This window comes from Lujinxingia vulgaris (genome assembly GCF_007997005.1).
Lineage (GTDB): Bacteria > Myxococcota_A > Bradymonadia > Bradymonadales > Bradymonadaceae > Lujinxingia.
This window is the reverse complement of the sequence record NZ_VOSL01000047.1, coordinates 1-19,353: the sequence shown is the minus strand read 5'-3', so window position 1 is coordinate 19,353 and position 19,353 is coordinate 1. Positions and strand designations below refer to the sequence as shown.

The window sequence follows — 19,353 nt, the reverse complement described above, 5'->3', positions numbered from 1 at the left end:
ACAAGGGTTTACAGCCCCGACAAGAATACTCACTTTCGAAAGGCGCGCGAGCGCGCCGGACTTTGCACGAGACGTCAGAGCATCATGAATCAGGCAGCAGACAGGTCGGCCAGCGAGCCTCCCTCGCGAGACGAAGTGCGGGAGCGCGGGGAGCTGGAGGTTCGCATCGACGACTTCGGGTTCACTGGAGAGGGGTATGTGCGTCTGGAGGACGGCTGGCTCTCGGTGCCCGGCGCGCTCCCGGGAGAGCGCGTCAAGGTGCGGCTGCAAGAGGGGCAGCGCGAGGGGGCGCGTCGTCTTTATGCCGATGTGGTGGAGGTGCTGGAGCCGTCCCCCGAGCGGCGCGACCCGCTCTGCGAGCGCGACGCGATCTGTCGAGGATGTCAGCTGCGGCATATCAGCGTGGACGGGGAGCTGCGCTTTAAGGCGCGGGGGATCTCGGAGGTTGTCGAGAAGTTCGCCGGGTTGAACCAGGACGAGCAGCCGGAGGTGGAGATCCTCACCCCGCAGCCCACCGCGCGCGGCGACGCCTTTCGGTATCGAACGTCGTTGAGCTACCGGCGGGTCGGCGATCGGGTGGAGCTGGGGCTCTACAGCCCGGCGAGTGAGGGGCTGATCACGATGTCGAGCTGTCCGGCGTTGACCGTGCAGACCCAGCGCGTGGTGGCGGTGATCGAGCGTTCGTTCGAAGGGCAGAGCGCGCTCCCCTGGGATGCTGAGATGGCCCGGGAGGTGGCCGCGCAGGTGGAGGGCTTTGAGGTGGCGCCGGGGGTGGAGCAGATCCGCGTGGCGGTGCCCAACCACGGGGTGGGGCTTGTGGAGGTGCGCCTGACGGAAGCGCGTGATGAAGCACAGTTTGAGGGCTTCTGCGCCTCGGCGCCGCTGGCGGGTTGGCTTGGGAGGTTGGCCGAGGCGTTGCCCACGCAGGTGGGGCTGGCGGTGGGCAGCGGCGCGTTTCGCCGCCAGTTCAAAGAGCCGCATCGCGTGCGCATCCCCATCGGCCGGCTGCAGATGGAGGTGGGCTACGACGACTGGATTCACGCGACGCTGGCGCCGGCGGAGGTGCTCTATGAGGCGGTGGGGCAGTGGCTGGAGCCGGCGCGTGGCGAGCGCTTTCTGGATGTGGGGTGTGGGATTGGCAGCATCGCTTTGCTGATGGCGCCGCGGGTTGGCGAGGCGGTGGGGCTGGATCAGAACCAGGCCTCGATTGAGTCGGCCGAGATCAACGCGGTGGGCCACGGGATCGCCAACGCGCGCTTCGTTGCCGGCGGATGGGAAACAGGGCTGCGCCGGCTCGCCGCCGCTGGCGAGCGTTTCGAGTTGGCCACGATCAACCCGATGCGTGAGCCGCTGGGCCGCCGTGCGCTGGCCTACCTGAACATGCTCGGGGTGGAGCGTCTGGTCTATCTGGGGCCCTCGCCGGCGGCTGCTGCGCGCGACCTTGGCGCGCTGCGCGAGATGGGGTGGGATATTGATCGGCTGGCGGCGGCCAACCTGCACCCGGCGACCTACCACAGCATGCTCGTGGCGAGGTTGCGGCGGGTGGTCGGCGAGCGCTGAACCGGCGACGCGAGAAGGGGGCGGGCAAAAAAAAACGCCGCGCAGATGCGCGGCGTTTTTTTCTTAGTCCAGACGAACTCAGTCTTCGAGGTGCGGGCGGTAGTACTGCTCGCGGATCGTCTCGACGGCGAAGTGCAAGAACTTGTCGATGGCGTCTTCGGGCACATCTTCGATGGCGCCTTCGATCTGGCCGTAGTGGTTGATCGGGGCGTTTTTGATCTGGACGCCCTCCAGGCCGCTGACGAAGTTGTTGGCGCGGTCGCGCAGCTCGTCGGAGAGATCTTTGTTGGGGTGGGGCTTGATATGAAGGAAGACCTCACCCTTGGTGTTCAGATCCATCACGGCGTACTTGAGCGAGCCGTAGCGGATGTTGAAGCCGCCGACCTTTCCGCCGCCGGGGGTGGCATCGCAGCCGAGCTGACGGGCTTTGATGATCGTCTTCATCATGGCCTCGCGGCGTTCGTCGCCACCGAGTTCCTGGGCTTTGGAGAGAATTTCGAGCGTATCCAAGTGTCCTCCTCAACTGCTGTGGGCCCGGACGATCCAGGCACCGACGGGCGGTGACGCGGAGAGCATCGCGGGGAAACCTTACAAAGATAAAGGCGCCGGGCGAGTCAAAGGAAAGAGCCGGGGCGCCGAAAAAATGTGTGCGATGTCGGTTCCATCCGTCACCGGACATACCGTAAAAACGCCGCGAAACGATCCCCTATTTCTGCCGGATGATCAAGGAAGGAGTTTTTTGGTGGTGGGGCGTTGCTGTGCGCGATGAAGCGGGTGCTTAAAGTCATCGACGGAGGCGCGGGACTCGGGGCCGGCCGTGCCAGAGATGCGGGCGCACCGAGAAGGAATCACGAACTGACAGGTCAGGGGGAGAGCATGGGAGTGTCGGGGGGGAAGTCGTTGGCGATCGGGCTGATCGGCACCCGAGGGCGCACTGTGGAGTCGCTGGGCGCGATGCTGGAGGCCGGAGGGTATGAGGTGCGGGGGGCGTCGCGCGGAGAGGTCTCGGAGGCGCTGCGAGCGTTGCGTGCCTGCTGCGCGGCGGTGGTGGTCGAGGTGATCGAAGGTACGGCCCTCTGCGATGCGCTGGAGGACCTGGCAGGTCAGGGGCAGGGTGCGGGCATTGTGGCGGTGACCGACGCGCGTGAGGTGGGGTTGCGGGTGCGGCTTGTGGAGGCGGGCGTGGGGGATGTGGTCGCGCGTCCCCTGGCCGGTGCGGAGCTTCTGGCCCGGCTGGCGCGAGCGTGTGCCAGGAGCGCGCCGGGGCTTTGCGGCGACCTCGGGGTGGCCGGGTTGAGTGAGGTGCTCATGCTCCTCCACCAGCAGCGCGCCTCCGGCGAGCTTCTGGTGCGCACCGAGCGCCTCAGCGCTACAGTCTGGCTGGAGCGCGGCGTGCTTTTGGGCGCACGGGCCAGTCGCGGCCTGTGGGGCGAAAAGGCGCTCTTTCGAGCCCTGCGCGTGGTGGAAGAGGCCGCCGGGACATTTGCGTTCTATGAGGGCGCGCCGGGCCCGGCCGATCTGGGCGTGGCGCAGTTTGATCCGCTGCCCACCTTGATCTTACGCGCCGCCCAACACGCCGATGAGTTTCGCGCGCTGCGCACGCATCTTCCCTCAGGGCCATTGAGGCTGGTATCGGCCCTGACCTATAATGAACGTTGCGCCGAGGTGAGCCGGTGGCTCCAGCGCAACCCTTCGCGGAGCTGGACCGTCGATGCCCTCATCGACGCCAGCCCGCTGCTGGACCTGGAGATCGCCCGCCAGCTGCACGAGGCGCTCACCCTTCATGAGGTTTGTTGTGACCCACCCCCTCGCCACGACCCTGCAGGATGTTGATATGCGCACCCAGCGCGCGTTGGTGCTGGGGGCCGGCGGGAGGCTGGGAGGCCACCTGGTCACCGAGTTGAGCCGACGTGGCTGGCCGACCCGCGCGCTGCGACGATGGCGCTCGGCCCCTCCCTCCGCGCAGCTCCGGGGCGTCGAAGACGCGGTGGGCGATATCTTCGACCCGGTCTCGCTTGATCAGGCGCTGGCCGGGGTCAACCACGTCTTCTATTGCGTGGCACCCCGGCCCGAGCATCCGGGGGATACCTGGATGGGGCGGGCGGTGGAGGGGATTCGACGCACCCTGGAGGCCGGGCGTGGCGCGGGGGTCGACCGCGTGGTCGTCGTCAGCTGCGCGAGCACGCTGGCCCGTGTGGCCCCGGGGAAGTTCGCCGATGAGCGTGGTCATTATCTGCCCGGCTCCAGCGATGACCCTCGCCAGGAGAGCAAGTACGCCGTCGAACAGGAGTGCTACCGCTATTTCGCCGATGGCATGGATATCGTGATGGTGCTGCCCACCCTGATGGTCGGGCCGGGGATCGACTTAAGCCCCTTCGCGGCGCTCGATGTTCTGGCCGAGCAGCCACTGAACATCGTCGACGTGCGTCAGGTCGCTTTTGCCACCGCCCAGGCGCTGCAACACGGGCGAAGTGGCGAGCGCTACATCATCGGAGGGAAAAACACCGTCGCCGGCGAGGTCTTTGAGGGGTGGGGCTCGCCGCGCACATCGCGCTGGTTTGGAGCTGCTTCTGAACGTCCCCGCGACCATGCGATTGTGTCACGAGGGCAGTGGGTCAGCAGCGCGCGTGCACATCACGACCTCAAGCTCGGGGAACGCCAGGAAGGCGCGCCGCGCATGTCCTGACGCGAGGGTAGGGCGCGGCTTCGAGACGACGTCGCGTTCAGTCGATCGGAGAGCGTGTGCGGCCCACCTCAATGCGGCAACGCCCGTTCTGTTTGGCGCGAAGAAGTCGCGCGTCGGCCACGCTGAAGAGCGTCTCGGCGTCCTGGCCGTCGTGGGGAAACGCGGCCAGACCCGCGCTGAAGCTCACCGAGAACGAGGTCCCCTGGTCGCCCTCAAAGACCATCGCGCTGAATTCGTCGAGGACGCGGCGAAGCGCCAGCGCCGAGGTCTCAAGCCCCTCATCGACCAGGACCACGACGAACTCTTCGCCCCCCCATCGCGCCCGTAAATCCTCAATGCGAAAGCGGTCCTGGAGAAGTCGTCCCAGAGTGGCGAGCACCCGGTCGCCCACCAGGTGGCCGTGGCGATCGTTGACGCGTTTGAAGTGATCGACGTCGAGGATCGCAAAGACCAGCCGGCGTTGGCGGCGGGTCACCTCGGAGAGGCGCGCGGCGAGCTGTTCGAGAAAGGGCCGCCGCGTGAGAAGCCCGGTCAAAAGATCGCGATCGGAGCGTTCGGCCGCCTGCCGGGCACGCTCAAGGCGAACGCTCAGTCGAACGGTCAGCTCATCCGGAGAGATGGAGGTCTCGATCACGTCGTCGGCTCCCGCTCGGTACGCCGCGATGCGCGTCTCAGGTGTGCATCGGCCCGAAAAAAGCACGATGGGAATCTCGCGCCAGCTAGCGACGGCCCGCAGCGAGCGGCAGACGTCGTTGGCATCCATCTCGCTAAGCTCGGTGCTGAGCAGCACCAGGTCGGGGCGGTGGTGCTCCAGCGCTTCAAAGATCGTGCGCGTGTCGGGGAGATACTGAATCGCCATATCACGCTCACCAAGATGCTCGGCGACCCTCGAGGCAAAGTCGCCGCGTGGATCCACCACCAGCACGCTCGCCTGCAGCGAACGCCGAAGCGTGGCCAGCCGCCGCGCGATCTGTGAGAAGCTCACCGCGCTGACCGGGCGCGGTGCCACGTGGGAGGCGCCGGCCCACAGCCCCTGGACGCGGTCCAGCGTTCCGGGGACATCGCTCACCAGAGCCAGCGGGAGATGGGGCAGCCCGGAGGCGTTTTGCAACGTCGCGATGCTCTCGGAGAGCGACTTCTGGGAGTCGCCGGCCCCCGGGGTCAACATCACGCCGGCGAGCAAAGGGGTCTGTACCTTGCCAGAAGCCTCCGCCACCGAGGTCGCGGTGCGAATCGGGATCATGAACTGATCGGCAAATCCGGTGACGCGGCGCAGGTAGTCCGGATCCTCGTCGATGACCACGACGGTCAGCGCGCGACTCTGGCTCTCCGAGCTCAGCGTCGTGGAGGGGCTCTCGAGCTGGGCGGCGCGCACCTGCGCTCTCAACGTCTCCAGAATCGACGGCGCCGTCTCTCGAAACGCGGGGGTGTTGGAGGCCTGGGAGATGAGCACCTCCAGGGTGCGCGCGACCTCGTCGAGCCCGTGGCCTTGAGCGGCGTCGAGCACGGGGCGGGCCGCCTGCGCGAGCACGCGGGGGGAGTGCGCATCTCTCGCCACGTCTTCCGCCAGAAGACTCAGGTGCGCGACCTCTTCGTCGAGCCGCGCGACGAAATCCAGCCGACGCGAGCCCTCCTCCAACACCGCCACCGAGTCTTCATGGAGCGAGCCGAGCGCTCCCTCCTGTGGCGGGTGGGGCTCGAGCGTCTCGTCGATCGCGCTCAAGATGGCCTCCGCGGAGCTTCCGGCAGGCAGGCAGAGGTTCGCATGCGAGCATTCACCCAGCGCGACGATGCGAAGATGCGGATGCGCGCTGACGAGCCTTTCGGCCAGGGTTGAGGAGGCTTCGGAGCGTTCGGTGGCGTCCATGATGAGCACGTCGACGCTCTGAAGCAGGGTGTCTGCCTCCCCGTCGATATGCTCAGGGTTCAGGTGGGTGAGCGCGACGCAACGATCGGCCAGAAGTTCACGGAGCCGGGAGGCTCGCGTATCCTCGGACCAACTTGTGAAAACGATGTGTCGCATCTCAACCTTCGCGCGATTCAATTCACCACAAAACATGTACGCGATCTGCATTCGTTGACGGCGCGCGCACCGGCGACATCAAGGGCTCAAACGGTGCCCGTGCGTAGCGCGCCTCGGACGAGCTGCAGGCCAGCTGTTGCGCTGCCCGGCACCTCGCGCTCGCCCGAGTCGCGCCCGTTGACGGCGCGCGTATCAAACGATCGTAACCTCTCTTTGAAGGTAAGAGGTCGCGACCCCTATTCCACCCTGAATGTGAACACTCGTTAGCTTGAGAGGCGCGCGCGCAGCCGGGAGCTCGCCGCGTCGAGCAGCGTGACGACCGCCAGCAGAAAGAGCAGGGCGGTGGCCGCCCGGTCGTACTGGAAGTTGTTGATGTAGGTGTACAGATAAAACCCGATGCCGCCGGCACCCACCACGCCCAGGATGGAGGCCGCCCGCACGTTGTACTCAAGCATGTAGAGCGTGTAGCCGAGCATCAGCGGGAGCACCTGGGGGAAGACCCCGAAGCGAAAGCGTTGCAGCGGGGTCGCCCCCACCGTGCGCAGCGCCTGCAGGGGACGAGGATCGATCGACTCGATGCCCTCGTAGTAGAATTTGCCCAGGTAGCCGGACGCATAGAAGGTCAACGCCAGAATACCCGGGAAGGGTCCCAGACCCACGATCGCCACAAAAAAGAGCCCCCAGATGATGCTGGGTATGGTGCGCAGCAGGTTTAACACCAGGCGCGCCGCCACCTGAAAAGGGCGCGCCGAGATGTTGCGCGCCGCGAGCGTGGCGATCGGCAGTGAAACGATCGCGGCCAGGGTGGTGCCGATCAGCGCCATCTGCACCGTCTCCAGGAGACTTTTGCCCACGTTTTTGCTCACCGAGAAGTCTGGCGGGAGCATCCGGGAGAGGAAGTTCGCGGCGTGATCGACGTTTCCGAAGATGCGAGCGACCGAAAAGTCCACGCCCATCGCCGACCAGATATACAGGCCCGCGATCAGGAGCATGAGCACCACGTAAAACGAGGTCTTTCCCCAGAGCCCGTCGATCGGGAGGGGGGGAGGAGCCGGGGCGCTGGCACGCTCCTCGTCGCCGTCCGCCTCCGGTGTGGCGATGTGGGGCTCGCTGCCGAGGTCGCCATCGGTCTCGCCGCGGCTCTCAAGCTCTTCGAGCAAGCGGCAGCCCTGGTCGGGATCGCCGTCGAAGAGGAGCTGGCCGTGGTGCAGCACGATGACCCGCGTGGCAAACTGGCGCGCCATATTCAAGTCGTGCATGACCATGATCAGCGCGCGCTCCGACGACGTCGCGTCGCTGCCGGCCAGGCGCTCAATCGATTGCCGGGCCCAGTGCACGTCGAGGCTGGCGATCGGCTCATCGAGGAGCATCACCCGGGGGTTTTGATGAAGCAGGCGCGCGATCGCCACCCTCTGTTGTTCGCCGCCGCTGAGGCGAGAGCTGCGCGTGTTGATGCGCTCTTCGAGCCCGAGCTCTTCGAGCAGCGCGCGAGCCTGATCGCGATCTTCGCCGGGAAAGTGCAGCAGGCTGGTTGCGGAGCGTTGATGCAGCAGTCGGCCGCAGAGCACGTTTTGAAGGGCGCTGAGCTGGGGCACCAACCCATAGTTCTGAAAGACCAGCCCCACCTGCTCGTACATTGCGCGCGGTGGGAGGTGGCCGGCCTCCATGCGGAAGCCGGCCACATCAACAGACCCCGAGCTCGGGCTGAGAAGTCCACTGAGGACGCGCATCAGCGAGGACTTTCCTCCGCCGCTGCGACCGATGATCGCCACGCGTTCTCCCGCGTCGACCTCGAAGGAGATGCCGCGCAGCGCTTCGACGCGCTGCGCGGCGCGCTCATAACTCAGATGGAGATGTTCAACCCGTACTACGCTCAAAGGGTTTGTCCTGCAGTGTGTGGGGCGCGCCTTGCTTAGAAGCGCGCCTCAAAACCGACCAGATCGCGCATGCGCTGCAGCTCGCCGACGTGCTCGTCGTGGCTGCGCTCAATGAGGCTCTCGGCGCCGTAGACGCTCTTGAGCAGCTCGGCGTTCTCCGGTTCGTTAAGGGCCAGGAGGGCGTCGCGCACCTTATCTTTAACCTCTTGGGGGAGGTCGCCGCGGATGGCGATGCCATGAGTAGGCACCGGGCCCTGGCGTTCAATGACTTTGACTTTGGCGCGCTGCTCCTCATCGAGGTACTGCTCAAGCGCGTAATCGGAAGCGGCCGCAGCGTCAACCGTGCCGTTGACCAGGGCGAGCAGCGCCTGCTGGTAGCCGCCGGCGTAGGTGACGTTGCTGAAGAATTCGGTCGGATCTTGATCGGCCGTCAGGTGACCCTCATCGATGACTTTACCCAGCGGGAAGAGGTAGCCGGAGGTCGACGTCGGGGAGGTGAACGCGATCGAGCGGCCCTTGAGATCGGCGATGGACTCGATGTCGCTGTCGGCCAGCGCGTACCACTGCGAGTAGTAGAAGGGGTTTCCACCGCGCTCCTCGACGACGAGCAGCTCGGCGCCGGCGTTCTCGTGTGCGACCAGGTAGGGCAGCCCGCTGAAGTAGGCGACGTCAGCGTTATCCGAGCGAAGCGCCTCGACCACCGCCGAGTAGTTCGTCGGCAGGAAGATCTCGACCTCGTAGCCGGTCTGCTCCTCGATGAACTCCGCCATGCGCTCGGCGTCGAGCTCCAGACCCTCGGGGTTCTCCTGGGGCTGGAAGGCAAAGGTCAGCTCGACCTCCTCGACGGCCTCTTCCTCGGTAGCCTCGGGAGCGGCCTCTTCGGTGGTCTCTGCCGGCTCGGCCTCTTCCTTTTCGCAGGCAGCGAGCGCGAGGCTGGCGCCCAGAAGAAGGGCCAGGGAGGGGCGATGAAGTCGGTGGATGTGTGCCATCATAGGAAATCCTCGTTACTTAAGAGAGGGACAGCGCCTCAGGCGACCACCGCCCGGCGCACCAGATCAGGCGCCCATAGATGGGCGCTGGTGCGTCGGTCGTCAACAAGAAATTGATAATTGATTTCAATTAGGGGGCTCCGGCGTGGACCCAGAGCGGCACAGGCCGACATCGAGATGTCGGCCTGTGCCAGATGATTCGAGCGGGCTCCGAGCCGCAGTGCGGCTCAGATCCGTGCTCGATCAGACGCGGCCGCGCTCGACCTGGTCGCGCTCAATGGCCTCAAAGAGGGCGCGGAAGTTACCACCGCCAAAGCCCTGATCGCCTTTGCGCTGAATCAGCTCGATGAAGAAGGGGCCGGCTTCGGGCTGATCGTAGTAGATGGCCGCTTCTTTCATGAAGATCTGCAGCAGGTACTTCTCATCGGCGCCGTCGACCAGGATGCCGTGATCTTTGAGCACGTCGTAGTCCTCATCGATCTTGGAGACGCCCTGCTCGGCCATACGGCCCGGGGCGGCGTCGTAGTAGCTGGGCGGGGTGTAGAGGAACTCCACGCCCTTGGCCTCCATCTCTTTGATGGAGCCGATGATGTCGTCGAGGTTGAACGCCGCGTGCTGCACACCGCCACCGCCGAAGTCTTCCAGGTACTTCTGGATCTGGGAGGCGTTGAAGAAGGGCTTCTGCGGTTCGTTGTTGGCGAACTTGATGCCGCCTTCCGGATCCCACATCACGATCGACTTCAGACCGGAGCCCGACTGGCGGGTGGGGTCAACGTCGCTGGTGTGGAAGGCGATGTCCCAGAACTGCTCCATGCCCAGCACGTCGCGGAACCAGTCCACCAGGGGCTTGAGGGTGCGCACGTTGGAGGTGAGGTGATCGATGGTGGTGAAGTTGAAGCGGTTGTTGCCGCCGGTGTTCACCATCTCGTAGTCAGCGTCGTAGCCGGTGTAGCCCTTCTTCTCGACAAACCCGTAGGTGGTGTTGCCCAGGGGGGTGGCGATCTCGAAGGAGCGACGGGTGCCGCCATCGGCATCCTCGGTGCGGATCTCGTCGATGAAGGTGGCGCCGCGCTCTTCAAGACGCTTCCAGGCCTCTTCGATGTCCTGGACGGCGAAGTTGACGGTGCCGATGCCAGCGGTGTGGAACTTGCGGTGGTAGGCCGCCCAGCTGTCCTCGCGCTGCGACTCGACGCACTCGATGATGATGTCGCCGGCCGAGTAGACTTCCGCCTTATCACCGGTCTTCTCTTCCCAGGCCGGGGTGGAGCGGGCGACGAGCGTGAAGTCCAGCATATCGACGTAGAACTTGCGGCTGCGCTCCAGATCGAGCGTGACAAAACGAAGACCGTCGTAGCCGGTGATGCCGAGGTTCTTAATTTGCGACATGTGCGCCTCCAGAGTGTGAGGGGTAGAAGCCGTTGAGCGCTGCGCGTACAGCCTGAAAAAGCGTTGCCTCAACGTGCCGGGGGGATAGACCGCCGATCGAACTAGCCTAATGTCGCACCCCTGTAAAGACGGTGCTTCGTTGGCGCGATGACCGGCGGTGGGTTTGTGAAAAGGACGGGCTCAATCGAAGTGCGCGTCGAACCAACGCCCTTCGTCATAACGGGTGCGAAGGGCATCGAAGACGGCGCGGGCCGGGGCGATCCCGCGATCGTTGAAGGTCTCCGGGTCGTCGAAGAAGCGGTCGACGTCGCCGCGTTTCTGCTGACGGTAGGCCAGCGCTTTGGCCAGCATCTGGATGCGATCGGCGACTTTGACGATGCGCGCCTCCAGGGTCTGACCCTGGCGGTATTCGGCGAAGGCGTCGCGCCAGGCGGGCACGGCGGCCAGGATGCGATCGGCGGCGCGATCTTCGGCCCTGTCGACGGCGTCTTTGCCGATGAGCTGCTTGACCGGGCGAGGGAGGTCGGTGAGCATCGCCTCGCTCAGGTCGTGGACCAGCGCGATGCGCATGACGCGCTCGGCGTCGGGCTTAGGATCCGGGTGGTGATCGGCCAGCCACAGGGCGACCACCAGGACGCCATGCACGTGCGCGGCGATCGACTCGGGGCGCTCCACCCCGCAGACGTGCCATCCGGTCCGGGGCAGCGCCTCCAGACGCTCGGCGCGACTCAGTAGCCTTAAGAGCGCTTCGGCCTGGTCGGGTGATGTGAGCGGCTCTTCCATATCCAACTCCGTTGTGGCGAGGATGTCGAGCGACGTCCTCGCGTCGTATCGTCGACGGGGAGTTTGAACAGTGAGACGCAGATGGCAAGTCAACAAGGTGGCAGAGCAGCGATCTGCGGGGTCGATGAGCTGGTCGGCGGACAGATCGCGCGCCGCCTGGTGGAGGAGGGCGTGGAGGTACGGGCGCTCATCGACGCCGAGGCGCGCCGCTGGCATCTGCACGACATCGAGGTGGACTGGCGTGTGGCGTCGCGTGCGCAGCATGACGCACGATCGTTGGAGGCGTCACTTACAGGATGCGGCGTCTTTTTCATCGCCGACGTGGCGCGCCACGCCCGGGGCGCACCCGACGTACCGACCGCCCGTCGCATCGCGGTGCGGGAGTTGAGGATGCGGCTCGACGCCGCGATGGCCGCTCAGGTCCCGCGTGTGGTGGTGTTGAGCTGTGAGCGCGCGTTGGATCCCGGTGGCGTTGAGGGGCCACCCGCCAGACCCGATGAGGCCGGGGCGCCGAGGCGCGAGGCGTTGATCGCGGTGGAGTCCGAGATCTATCGTTATGTGGCCGCCGGGATGCAGATCTGCACCGTGATTGCGTCCCCGGCGTTGGGGCCGGGCGATGTGCGCGCCGAGCATGTGGGCGCGTTTGCTCGACCGCTCAGAGGGTGGGAGGGCGTTGTTCATCTCGGTGATGCCCGCGACGTGGCCCAGGCGGTGATCAACGCCGCGCGCCGAGGCCGCGCCGGGCGACGCTACCCCTTTATTGGCGAGGCCGTCACCTCGGAGCGTTTTGTTGCCCTGCGCCGCGATCACGCCGGGCCCGGCGATCCGATACGCTCCGAGGCAGACTGGCCGCCGCGGTGGGCGGAGCATCCGCAGGCGCTGAAAAGCGAGCTTGCCGCCGGTGAGCTTGGGGTTCGCTCCCGGCCTCTGGCCTTGACGCTGCGAGACGCCGCCCGGTGGTACCGCCGCGCCGGATGGCTGCTCTTTTAGACACGTCTCAGACACTGGAAGCTCTGGAGTGCATCTGTTAGTCTTGCGTTCCACACGAGCTACGTTGTCATCGAGGCCGGCCAAAGGTTTGAGATGGATAGGTCCAGGGCTCGGGTCCGACTTGCCCCCGGCGGGTGAGTTGGTGTAGGGAATGCAGTTAAGCATAGATGAAGGCTAACCGGCAGTCGCGCGGCGCGCGCTGCGATGCTCAGGGCTCTCGGCGAGGAGAAATTAGAATGGCCAAGAAGAAACTACTTATCGCGGCGGTCATTGTCGGCGCGTTTGCCGCCTTCCTGCTCTACCTCTACACGGCGCAGATTCAGGAGGAGAAGGACGAGCTGATGGCGAACCCGCGCGAGGTGATCGTGGCAGCGCGTGATATCGCCGCCGGCACGATGCTGACGCGCGAGCACGTCAACACCAAGACGGTGCCCGGGCAATTCCTTCCGGCCAACCCGCTCTTGAGCCAGGATCTCGAGATCTATCTGGACATGCCGGTGAGCGAGTCGATCCGCGAGGGGTCGATGATCCTGACCAGCGATTTCGCCGTCGCCGAGGTGGCGCGCACCCTCTCCGGCCGTATCCCGGCTGGCGAGCGCGCGATGACCATCCCGGTGGATGCCATCTCCGGTGTGTCCGGTCTTCTGCGCCCGGGTGACCGCGTGGACATTCTCGGGACCTTCCCGGTGGGCACCGAAGACAACCTGATCCCCGAGGCCGCCGGTAACGACAGCATTGGTTATGTGACGATGAACCTGCTTCAGAACGTCACGCTGCTGGCCGTCGGTCAGGAGGTCTCTGACATTCCCAGCGGTGATGCCCGCGGCAACCGCGGACAGTACAGCACGGTGACCCTCTCGCTGACCCCGAGCGAAGCCGAACTGCTGGTGATCTCGCAGACCCGCGGCAAGCTGATGCTGCTGCTCCGTCACCGCGACGATATCGAAGCGGTCACCGTCACCAAGACGACCCTTCGCGAGGTGCTTGAAGAGCTGGAAGTCATCAACCGCGATCGCCAGAAGCGGGTGGAGCGTCGTCCCAACTGCGGCCCGAACCAGAAGCTGAGCGGCGGCAAGTGCGTCGACACCATCGAGTTCCTGCGTGGCGGTCAGTAAGTGACCTGAGCGCACGACGCTGGGCCTTCTCGAGGGCGCGCCTCCACATCCGGAGGCGCGCCCTCTTTTTTGATGGGGATCGGGCCCACCACGAGCACCGGGTTTGCGAGGTGGAAGCCCGCGGGTTTTTCGATTGCGTTTTCTGCGACTTCGCGCGAGACTGCCCACGTTCTATAGCCTAGTCGAGCCGGCAGACCGTCCTGGTGTGCGGATTGCTGAAGTGAATGCACTGGTATGCAGCTGTAAGGAGAACCATGAAGACGCTTGTAAGGGTTGGCGCGCTGTGGGCGGTCTTGTGTGTGGTGATGCCCCTGCTTGTGTGGCCGATGGACTCGGCGCACGCTCAGGAGACGGTCGTCCCCGACCATGAGTTTACGATCGCGGTGGGTGAGACGCTGACGATCAACGCACGCGGGGTTCGCCGCGTCTCCATCGGCCTTCCGGATGTGGCCGATGCGCAGACCAGCAACGACGCTCAGTACCTCTTCATCTCCGGCAAACGCGAAGGCGTGACCACGGTCAACATCTTCTCGGGCTCGGGCGACGATCAGCGCACCCTGCTGATTCGCGTCGTCGGCGTGAACCCGACCTCGCTGGCCGAAGAAGTTCGGGCGGTGCTCGGCGATCGCGCTGGTGTCGACATTCGCGTCGTAAAAGGTCGCGTGCTCATTGAGGGCGAGGTGGCCAGCGAGATCTTCCAGCGCAAGAACGACCGCCTCACCGAGCTCTACCCCAACCAGGTGCTCAACTTCGCCACCTACCGCGAAGCCTTCGTGGAGGGCGCGCGCATGGTGGCCGTCGACGTCTATTTCATTCAGCTGGCGACCACCAACCAGGACAACCTGGGGGTGCGTTGGAACCAGTTCATCGGCTACAACCTCACCGGTGGTCAGGGCGATGTGCCCCTCTACTACGACGCCGGCGATCTGGGCCCGGGCGTGCTTCCGGCCGAATCGAGTGTGCCGCCGCGCCCGATGGCGCTCACCGGTGGAAGCAGCCTGACGACCTACTCCTCGCTGGTCGGTAACCTGAACTTCGCCCTGGACCTGCTCGTCGACAGCGGCATGATCAAAACCATTCAAAACGCCACGCTGGTGACCGAGGCCGGTACCGAAACGACCTACCACTCCGGTGGCACGCTGCTGGTCCCGGCGATCACGGCCAATGCGTCGAGCTACGAGGCGATCCCCTACGGTCTGAAGCTCGCGATCACGCCGGTGCTCGACTTCGAGAACCGCGTCAAGCTCACCGTCGACCTCAGCTTCAGCGAGCTCGACTACGCCAACGCCGTCGGTCAGGTCCCCAGCCTCCGCAACAACGACATCACGAGCACCGTCAACATGCTCGAAGGTCAGTCGGTGCTGGTGAGCGCGCAGGACAACACGAGCATGACCTCCAACGAGCGGGGCTTGTGGCTTCTGAGCCGTATCCCTATCCTTGGGTGGGCGTTTAAGAGTCGCAACATGTTCAACCAGCAGACCAACAACGCCTTCTTCATTACCCCGCGGGTCTACGAGCCCGGAACCGATTATCACCGCACCCTGGTGCAGGGCGTCTTCCAGCACCTGCTTGACGGAGGCGCTCAGGCCGACGATCTGCCGGAGCTCTCCAACGCACAGCCTCAGGGTGAATAAGAGGCAAGGCCCATGAAGCAGATCCGCGTCCTCGATAACCGCGGCCAGGAGTACCTCTTCCCGCTGGATAAGCCGGTGATGGAGGTCAGTATTGGCCGCAGTCAGAACAACGACATTGTTCTGAACAGCAAGACGGTGAGCCGGCGTCACGCGATCATCAAGCTGATGGGTGAGCGCGTGATGCTGGTCAATCAGTCGGCCAACGGCGTTTTCGTCAATGGTGAGCGCGTGGAGCGGGTGCGCGAGCTGCGACTGGGCGAGTACGCGGCGATTGAGCCCTACCGATTCTGCGTCGAGCCGGCCGGGCCGGGGGCGGTCCCATCGCCCTCGCCGGCGGGCTACGGTCCGGGTAATAACCGCGCGACGATCCCTCCCAACGGTCGCGCCACGCCAGCACCTGCGGCCGCACCGGCCCGGCAGGCTGCCTCCGGTGGGGTGGCTACCGCCTCGCGGCCGGAGCGCCGTCCGGTGGCTCCCCGCGACGCCAAGAAGAAAGCTGAGACCGTCGAGGAGCTCCTGGGCGACCTGGCGCCGAATCCGGAGTATCAGGAGCAGCGCGTCAGCCTTCGCGGCGAAGAGGTCGTGATCCACGACCGCAAGATTCGAAACGCCTTCATCGGCTTTAAATCCGAGCTGCACGACGAGCTTAAAGAGCGCCTCGACCTGCACAGCTTCCAGATCACCGATTACAGCTCGCCGCGCGTTATTCGCCAGGTCTCCGAGAAGCTCAAAGAGCTGATCAGCCGGCGCCAGCGTGAGATTCCGCCGCCTTATACGCCGGACGAGGTCTTTAAGGAGATGATGGACGAGGTCTGCGGTCTGGGCCCCATCGAAGATCTCGTAAAACACAAAGGTGTCTCGGAGATCATGGTCGTCGACCGCGAGCACATCTACGCCGAGCTCAACGGCAAGATCGTGCTCACCGACCGCATCTTCAATGACGAGAAGTCGATGATGACGGTCATCGAGCGTATCGTCATCCCGCGTGGTCGACGTATTGATGAGTCCAACCCGCTGGTCGATACGCGTCTTGCCGATGGCTCGCGTGTCAACGCGGTGATCCCGCCGCTGGCGCTGAAAGATCCCTGCCTGACGATTCGTAAGTTTCCCGACGAGCGTCTCTCGGTCAAAGATCTTATTAACTTCGGCAGCCTCACCGACGAGATGGCGAAGTTTCTGGCGCGCGCGGTCCGCTCCAAGAAAAATATCATTATCTCCGGAGGTACCGGCTCCGGTAAGACGACGCTGCTCAACGTGCTCTCGGGCTTTATCGGGCCGACCGAGCGAGTGGTCACCATTGAGGATGCCGCCGAACTTCAGATCTACCAGGAGCACGTGATCAGCCTGGAGACCAAGCCCCCCAACCTGGAGGGCAAGGGCGAGATCGGGATCCGCGAGCTGGTGAAGAACGCCCTGCGTATGCGTCCGGACCGCATCGTCGTCGGTGAGTGTCGTGGCGGTGAGGCGCTGGACATGCTTCAGGCCATGAACACCGGTCACGATGGCTCGATGACCACCGTTCACTCCAACAGCCCTACCGAGGCGATTGCGCGTCTGGAGACGCTGGTCCTGATGAGCGGGATGGAGCTTCCCACCCGCGCGATTCGCGAGCAGATCGCCGGGTCGGTCGACGTGATCATTCAGCAGTCCCGATTCATGGACGGCAGCCGTCGTATCACCTACATCACCGAGGTGGTGGGCATTGATGATGACGGCTTTGTGAAGCTCGAAGACATCTATCGCTACCGCCAGAAAGGGGTCAACGAGAAGGGCAAGGTCTACGGCTACCACCTGGCGACGGGTTATCTGCCGAGCTTCCTCGATGAGTTCTTGATCAAGGGTCTGGCAAACCCGGAAGACTTCTTCTAAGCGGCAGGCTTTGCCGCGCTCAGGTGAAGTGGGCGGTTGCAGACTCGGGGGCTGCTCGTTAGAGTTTGCGTAGCATCGAAAGGGCTGGATTGGCGTCAGGTCGACCGATTCAAGCCGGTGGGGCCTTGGCCGACCGGGTTGAACAGGGCACCTACAGCGAGGAAAACACACCGTGTTATACTTATGGTTAGCGTTGGCGCTGGGGTTTGGTGCCGGGTTTCTTGCGATCTGGGCCGGAGGTGACTGGATCGCCGAGCGCCTGGCCGCCGAACGTGGCGTCTACGAACGGATCGTTGGCAAAGAGCTGCACCGTCTCTTCCTGCCGGTCTCCCCGCAGGAGTTCGTGCTCATTCACGCCGGTTTTCTGCTGATCTGCGTGTTGGGCGGTGGCCTGCTGGTCAAGAGCCCCATCCTCGGCATTATCGGCGGGGTGCTCGTGGGAATCTTCGCGCCGCGCATCTACCTGAAGAGCGCCTGGAAGAAGCGCCTTGCGGCGATCGATGAGCAGGTCGAAGAGGCGATGGTCTACATGGCCAACAGCTTTAAGGCCAACCCATCGATGCCCGAAGCGATTCAGGATGTGTGCAACGCGATGGGGCCGCCGATCAGCCAGGAGTTCGGGGTGTTGCTCAAGGAGTATCGCCTCGGCACGCCGCTGGATCAGGCGCTGGTGAATCTGCAGCGTCGTGTGCCATCGCGTAACCTGGAGCTGGCGATCTCGGCGCTGGTCATCGGTCGTACCGTCGGTGGCAACATCCCGGAGATCCTCAGCCAGATCTCGGGCACGATCCGTGAGAGCTTCCGACTGGAGCGAGTCATCGACACGCAGACCGCTCAAGGGAGGATGCAGGCGTGGGTCATGGGTCTGATGCCGGCGGTGGTCATCGCGGTCTTCTACAAGATGGACCCGACGCTGATTCAGCCGCTCTTTGAGACCTTCGTGGGCTACATCGTCCTGGGTCTGGCCGGGGTTTGTAACATCATCGGCGTGGTGATGATCCTGAAGATTGTTCAGATCGACGTTTGATCGAGCCGCAGGCGGGCCTGCTGCGGTCTGCTCAACTTGAGCGAGGTACGTGTGAATTCGACGATCATTCTGTTCGGCGCGCTGGGACTTATCTTTCTGGCCTTTGCGCTCTTCGTCTGGGGTTTTGTTCCCGAAGAGATCGAAGAGGACGAGATCTACGGCTACCGCCTCACCCGGCGCAAACGGATGCTGGAAGAGGACGCGCTCTACGCGCTGGTGCTTCCACTGGTGAAGCTCTTTGCACACTACATCCGTAGCCTGCCGAACCTGCCCTTTGTGGACATGGAGGAGCTGCGCTCCTCGCTGCGCGACAAGCTGATGCGCTCGGGCTTTATGGGCTCGTTTACGCCGAATGAGTTTCTGGGGATGTGCTGCGTCTCCGGGCTCGGTGCGTTCGTCTTCGTGCTGCTCTTTACGCAGTTGATGACGGGGCTTCCCAACATCGGCCTGGCGTGTGTGGCGGGCTTTCTGGCGCTGGGCTTTCCCTGGCTCTCTCTGAGCGGGGCGATCAGCAGCCGCCTCATCGAGATCGACCGTCGTCTGCCCTACACCGTTGACCTGCTGGTCCTCTCGATGCGTGCCGGTCTCGACTTTATGTCGGCGCTGGACCGCGTGGTTGCCCGCGGGCAGATCCAGAACCCCGACGATCCGATGATTCAGGAGCTCGGGGTTGTGCTCCAGGAGATGCGCGTGGGTACGGCGCGTACCGATGCGTTGATCAACCTGTGTGAGCGCGTGAACTCGGAGTACCTCAACTCAATGGTCGGCGCGATCATTCAGTCGGAGCGTCGCGGTACGCCGCTGGCGAACGTGCTGGAGATTCAGGTCGACACGATCCGAAACAAGCGCACCGCCAAGATCGAGAAGGCCGCCAGTCAGGCGGCTGTGAAGATCCTCTTCCCGCTGCTCTTTATCTTCGGCGCGGTCATGATCGTGATCATGGGCGCGATGATCATTAAGGTCTCCGGGACCGGGTTCTGATTGAGGAGCCCCGGCAGCGATCACCTGTCCACGACTTGCACTTGCGGAAGAATCCTCCATGTCCTCCTTCTGGTTAGAGTTCGACCATAACGGTCAGACGCAGAACGCTTCGTTTAACAGCCAGTCCGTGACGATCGGTCGCGACCGCGGCTCGGACTTTATTCTGGATCACCCGACGGTCTCGCGTCAGCACGCGCTGATCGTAGAGGAGGGGGGCGGTAACTACCGTCTGGTGGTGCTCTCCCGCGGGGGGCTTACCGCGGTGGACGGGCAGCCGGTCAGCGGGGAGGTCTCTCTGTGGGACGGCGCGATGTTGACGCTGGGTAAGCACTCGGTGCGTTTTCGCGCGCCGGACGCGACCGCGCGCGCGCCGCAGGCTCCTGCCGCGGCGCAGCAGGCGCCGGGGCCGCAGTCCGGTGGGTTCGGAGCGACG

Annotated in this window: 16 protein-coding genes; 10 read left to right on the top strand and 6 right to left on the bottom strand. The window is 64.5% G+C overall.

The genetic code is table 11. The features are described from left to right. Positions 1-84 precede the first annotated feature (84 nt). Entirely contained in the window at positions 85-1,560 is a 1,476-nt protein-coding gene (locus tag FRC96_RS10455; RefSeq protein ID WP_146974441.1) for a class I SAM-dependent RNA methyltransferase, read from the top strand. A 78-nt stretch (positions 1,561-1,638) separates the two neighbouring features. Here the strand turns inward: FRC96_RS10455 and FRC96_RS10450 are convergent, their stop codons facing one another. After that, positions 1,639-2,070, bottom strand: a complete 432-nt coding sequence (locus tag FRC96_RS10450) for a hypothetical protein (protein ID WP_115603418.1) — start codon at positions 2,068-2,070, stop codon at positions 1,639-1,641. A gap of 366 nt (positions 2,071-2,436) precedes the next feature. Between FRC96_RS10450 and FRC96_RS10445 the strand changes: the two genes are divergently transcribed. Next, positions 2,437-3,393, top strand: a complete 957-nt coding sequence (locus FRC96_RS10445; protein WP_230470113.1) for a DUF4388 domain-containing protein — start codon at positions 2,437-2,439, stop codon at positions 3,391-3,393. After that, complete coding sequence (locus FRC96_RS10440; RefSeq protein WP_230470112.1) at positions 3,356-4,246, top strand: NAD-dependent epimerase/dehydratase family protein; 891 nt, start codon at positions 3,356-3,358, stop codon at positions 4,244-4,246. Before FRC96_RS10445 ends, FRC96_RS10440 begins: the two co-directional genes overlap by 38 nt. 37 nt (positions 4,247-4,283) lie before the next feature. Here the strand turns inward: FRC96_RS10440 and FRC96_RS10435 are convergent, their stop codons facing one another. The 5 genes from FRC96_RS10435 to FRC96_RS10415 form a co-directional block, all read right to left on the bottom strand. Beyond that, positions 4,284-6,269, bottom strand: coding sequence for a GGDEF domain-containing response regulator (locus FRC96_RS10435; RefSeq protein WP_230470111.1), 1,986 nt, complete (start codon positions 6,267-6,269; stop codon positions 4,284-4,286). Positions 6,270-6,532: 263 nt separating this feature from the next. Continuing rightward, on the bottom strand, positions 6,533-8,146 hold the full coding sequence (gene phnE, locus FRC96_RS10430; protein ID WP_146974437.1) for a phosphonate ABC transporter, permease protein PhnE: 1,614 nt from the start codon (positions 8,144-8,146) through the stop codon (positions 6,533-6,535). A 35-nt stretch (positions 8,147-8,181) separates the two neighbouring features. Next, the gene (locus FRC96_RS10425) at positions 8,182-9,138 is read right to left on the bottom strand and encodes a phosphate/phosphite/phosphonate ABC transporter substrate-binding protein (RefSeq protein ID WP_146974436.1); all 957 of its coding nucleotides are present in this window, start codon (positions 9,136-9,138) and stop codon (positions 8,182-8,184) included. Between the two features lie 240 nt (positions 9,139-9,378). Then, on the bottom strand, positions 9,379-10,521 hold the full coding sequence (locus FRC96_RS10420) for a 4-hydroxyphenylpyruvate dioxygenase family protein (RefSeq protein WP_230470110.1): 1,143 nt from the start codon (positions 10,519-10,521) through the stop codon (positions 9,379-9,381). A gap of 180 nt (positions 10,522-10,701) precedes the next feature. Next, on the bottom strand, positions 10,702-11,304 hold the full coding sequence (locus FRC96_RS10415) for an HD domain-containing protein (protein WP_230470109.1): 603 nt from the start codon (positions 11,302-11,304) through the stop codon (positions 10,702-10,704). 81 nt (positions 11,305-11,385) lie between these two features. On the opposite strand from FRC96_RS10415, the gene FRC96_RS10410 reads away from it, so the two are divergent. From FRC96_RS10410 to FRC96_RS10380, 7 genes are all read left to right on the top strand, one after another. Beyond that, a complete protein-coding gene (locus FRC96_RS10410) occupies positions 11,386-12,294 on the top strand; it encodes a hypothetical protein (RefSeq protein WP_230470108.1) in 909 nt (302 codons plus the stop codon). Between the two features lie 236 nt (positions 12,295-12,530). Further along, the gene (gene cpaB / locus FRC96_RS10405; protein WP_230467138.1) at positions 12,531-13,409 is read left to right on the top strand and encodes a Flp pilus assembly protein CpaB; all 879 of its coding nucleotides are present in this window, start codon (positions 12,531-12,533) and stop codon (positions 13,407-13,409) included. 254 nt (positions 13,410-13,663) lie between these two features. Further along, complete coding sequence (locus FRC96_RS10400; protein WP_230470107.1) at positions 13,664-15,043, top strand: pilus assembly protein N-terminal domain-containing protein; 1,380 nt, start codon at positions 13,664-13,666, stop codon at positions 15,041-15,043. A 12-nt stretch (positions 15,044-15,055) separates the two neighbouring features. Then, positions 15,056-16,912 (top strand): ATPase, T2SS/T4P/T4SS family, encoded by a 1,857-nt coding sequence (locus FRC96_RS10395; protein ID WP_146974431.1) that lies wholly within the window; start codon positions 15,056-15,058, stop codon positions 16,910-16,912. Positions 16,913-17,084: 172 nt separating this feature from the next. Further along, on the top strand, positions 17,085-17,939 hold the full coding sequence (locus tag FRC96_RS10390; protein ID WP_146974430.1) for a type II secretion system F family protein: 855 nt from the start codon (positions 17,085-17,087) through the stop codon (positions 17,937-17,939). 51 nt (positions 17,940-17,990) lie between these two features. After that, a complete protein-coding gene (locus tag FRC96_RS10385) occupies positions 17,991-18,920 on the top strand; it encodes a type II secretion system F family protein (protein WP_146974429.1) in 930 nt (309 codons plus the stop codon). A gap of 58 nt (positions 18,921-18,978) precedes the next feature. Next, on the top strand, positions 18,979-19,353 hold a 375-nt coding region (locus FRC96_RS10380), incomplete at its 3' end, for an FHA domain-containing protein (protein ID WP_146974428.1).

Coding starts and splice junctions, on each gene's coding strand:
- FRC96_RS10420 (WP_230470110.1), bottom strand. CDS start 10,521: ATGTCGCAAATTAAGAACCTCGGCATCACCGGCTACGACGGTCTTCGT.
- FRC96_RS10435 (WP_230470111.1), bottom strand. CDS start 6,269: ATGCGACACATCGTTTTCACAAGTTGGTCCGAGGATACGCGAGCCTCC.
- FRC96_RS10425 (WP_146974436.1), bottom strand. CDS start 9,138: ATGATGGCACACATCCACCGACTTCATCGCCCCTCCCTGGCCCTTCTT.
- FRC96_RS10410 (WP_230470108.1), top strand. CDS start 11,386: ATGGCAAGTCAACAAGGTGGCAGAGCAGCGATCTGCGGGGTCGATGAG.
- FRC96_RS10455 (WP_146974441.1), top strand. CDS start 85: ATGAATCAGGCAGCAGACAGGTCGGCCAGCGAGCCTCCCTCGCGAGAC.
- FRC96_RS10415 (WP_230470109.1), bottom strand. CDS start 11,304: ATGGAAGAGCCGCTCACATCACCCGACCAGGCCGAAGCGCTCTTAAGG.
- FRC96_RS10445 (WP_230470113.1), top strand. CDS start 2,437: ATGGGAGTGTCGGGGGGGAAGTCGTTGGCGATCGGGCTGATCGGCACC.
- cpaB (WP_230467138.1), top strand. CDS start 12,531: ATGGCCAAGAAGAAACTACTTATCGCGGCGGTCATTGTCGGCGCGTTT.
- FRC96_RS10400 (WP_230470107.1), top strand. CDS start 13,664: ATGAAGACGCTTGTAAGGGTTGGCGCGCTGTGGGCGGTCTTGTGTGTG.
- FRC96_RS10395 (WP_146974431.1), top strand. CDS start 15,056: ATGAAGCAGATCCGCGTCCTCGATAACCGCGGCCAGGAGTACCTCTTC.